This window comes from Belnapia sp. AC561, from assembly GCF_979252845.1.
Window position 1 is genome coordinate 1 of the sequence record NZ_CEEDBP010000103.1, and the last position, 1,968, is coordinate 1,968.

General features: G+C 66.5%; 3 protein-coding genes and 1 pseudogene. All 4 read right to left on the reverse strand.

Annotation, left to right across the window (positions count from 1 at the left end):
• Positions 1-41: 41 nt before the first annotated feature.
• The 4 genes and pseudogenes from AC0IW9_RS30285 to AC0IW9_RS30300 all read right to left on the reverse strand — a co-directional run bounded on the left by AC0IW9_RS30285 (position 42) and on the right by AC0IW9_RS30300 (position 1,892).
• Positions 42-245 (reverse strand): transposase, encoded by a 204-nt coding sequence (locus tag AC0IW9_RS30285; RefSeq protein WP_471652020.1) that lies wholly within the window; start codon positions 243-245, stop codon positions 42-44.
• Between the two features lie 73 nt (positions 246-318).
• Positions 319-909: pseudogene (locus AC0IW9_RS30290) on the reverse strand (IS5 family transposase); the annotation flags it as partial.
• Positions 910-1,017: 108 nt separating this feature from the next.
• Positions 1,018-1,587: an IS630 family transposase gene (locus tag AC0IW9_RS30295; RefSeq protein WP_471652021.1), complete on the reverse strand. Its 570-nt coding sequence runs from the start codon at positions 1,585-1,587 to the stop codon at positions 1,018-1,020.
• Positions 1,506-1,892 carry a winged helix-turn-helix domain-containing protein gene (locus tag AC0IW9_RS30300; RefSeq protein ID WP_471652022.1) on the reverse strand — a complete coding sequence of 129 codons (387 nt, stop codon included), beginning with the start codon at positions 1,890-1,892 and terminating at the stop codon, positions 1,506-1,508. The genes AC0IW9_RS30295 and AC0IW9_RS30300 overlap by 82 nt, the downstream gene beginning before the upstream one ends.
• Between the last annotated feature and the right edge of the window lie 76 nt (positions 1,893-1,968).

Genomic DNA, 1,968 nt, shown 5'->3' on the forward strand with positions numbered 1-1,968 from the left:
CTTCTTCCTCCACCCGCCCCCGGAAGCCAATCACAACCGATTCAGATAACTCGATCTGTTCCCGGATGGACACTAAGCGCCCGTTTGCGATTGGGATGAGCGAGGCGGTGGAGCATCAGGCGGATCGCAGCCAGGGTGACCATCGCCTCGGAGACCTCGGGCAGCGCCTCGTCGTCCTTCGACAATTGCCGCCACCGCCCGAACCAGCCGAGCGATCTTTCGACCACCCAGCGGCGCGGTTGCACGACGAAGCCGAAGATGCCGGCGGGGCGGCGGGACGATGATCAGCGCCAAGCCGAATACGAAGCAGGCGAGCAAGTCCGCAAGCCGATTATAAATGCTGTCGGCAAACACGACCCGGAGCCAGTTGTAGAGCGGCTTCAGGCGCGGCAGCAGGACGCTGAGACCGTTGGCGTCCTGAATGTCAGCCGAATGCACGAGGATGCCGAGCAGCAGACCGTCCGCGTCCACCGCGCCGTGGCGCTCGCGCCCCTTCAGCCGCTTGGCGGCATCCCAGCCGCGCGGGCCGCCGCTCTCCGTCGTCTTCACGCTGTGGGTGTCGACGACCGTCGCCGAGGGACTGGCGTCCCGGCTGGCGCCTTCGCGCAGCGTGACCATGAGGTGGTGGCGGATGTTCTCCCACACCCCGTCGCTTAGGAAGCCGCGCAGGTAGCCGTACACGGTGCGCCACGGCGGGAAGGCTGGCGGCGGTGGCAGGTGCGGCCACTGACAACCGGTACGGACGAGGTAGAAGAGTCCGTCCAACAGGTTCCGCATATCCGTGCTGCGCGGGCGCCCGCCGGGCTTGGCCGGTGGGAGCAGCGGTTCCAACAGCCGGAACTGGTCGTCCGTCAGGGCTTGACCGGAGCCGAAGCTCCCAACCATTACGCGATCAGCGTGTATCCACATGGCGGCTTGCAGGCCAGAAACCGCCTGCAACGCTGCCCGACGGGCGAGGATCAGCCCATCAGTCTAACCCCGTCACCCCTTCGCAAACGGGCACTGATACCAAGCTGACTATAGATGGACCTGTCGAGCCCATTCGAAATCGGTCAACGACCGGATGCGTCCGGTCTCGGCAATGAGCTTGTTCCAGGCATCGCAGCACGCATCGACGATGGCGCGCGTGCCGCCGAACAGCCGGCCCGACAGGTAGCGGTCCCGCAGGTACTGCCAGACCCTCTCAATGGCCTTCAGCTCGGGCGAGTAGGGTGGCAGGTGAACCAGGCTGATGTTCGGCGGCACGCATAGATCGTTGGCGATGTGCCATCCGGCGTTGTCGATCAGCATCGCCGCATGAGTGCCGGCTGGCAGTTGTGCGGCGACCTCCTCGAGCAGCAAGTTCATGGCCGTGACCGAGACATGGGTCAGCACGATCGCCGCGCCGGTGTCGCGCGTCGGGCAGACTGCGCCGAGGATGTAGGCCGAACGGTAGCGCTGGTCCTTCACCATCCGCGGCCGCATGCCACGCTGGAACCAGCGGCGGACCATGCGCCCCTTCTGACCTACCCTGGCCTCGTCCTGGAACCAGACCTCAATCCGCTCGGCCTTGGGGTGGTCGGCCGCGACCTGCGCGAGGGCTTGCACAAAGCCCCCTTTTTGAACAGCTCCTGGGCGGCGCGGTCGGTCTCGGCATGGCGGGGTCGCGGCGTCTGCCAGGACAGGTCGAGGCTGCGCATCAGCTTGCCCATGCCGGTCTCGCTGTAGGCCACGCCGAAACGCTCCTGCACGATCTGGCAAAGGTCGATCAGCCGCCAGGTCGACACCCCGTCCGCTTCCGGATCCGGCCCCTGCAGCACGGTCGCCTGCTGGCCCGCCGTCAGCCGGCAGGGGCGACCGTCGCCCCAGTGATCCGACAGCCCGGCTGGCCCGCCCCGGTTGTAGCGGATCACCTAGAGCGGTTTCCAGCCTGACTGAATCGCTTGTGATCCCACGGGCTGCACGATGGTGATTCAGTTGCCCCTCGGC